Origin of the sequence: Pseudomonas sp. SIMBA_067, assembly GCF_046534675.1 — a bacterium.
Lineage (GTDB): Bacteria > Pseudomonadota > Gammaproteobacteria > Pseudomonadales > Pseudomonadaceae > Aquipseudomonas > Aquipseudomonas putida.
This window is the reverse complement of record NZ_JAWRYH010001203.1, coordinates 1-241: the sequence shown is the minus strand read 5'-3', so window position 1 is coordinate 241 and position 241 is coordinate 1. Positions and strand designations below refer to the sequence as shown.

Annotated in this window: 1 pseudogene; it reads right to left on the bottom strand. The window is 46.9% G+C overall.

Annotated elements, in window-relative coordinates:
- Positions 1 to 241, bottom strand: a pseudogene (locus SB765_RS33100) (hypothetical protein); the annotation flags it as partial.

Below are 241 nucleotides of genomic sequence, written 5' to 3'. Positions count from 1 at the left end.
GGCAATGCAAAATGCCGTCGACTGGCGTATGGATCTGGTCAACTGTCTGATTAAGAGCGTGGTGTGCGCATCAACCATGCCCGGCGAAACCACCAGACCAGACGCATCCATAACTTCTTTTGCATCGCCCAGATCCTGACCGATAGCAGCAATTTTTCCGCCTTTAACGGCGATATCTACAACGCGAGCTTCGTTTTCTAAAATAACGGTGCCGTTTTTAATGATTAAATCAAAAGACATA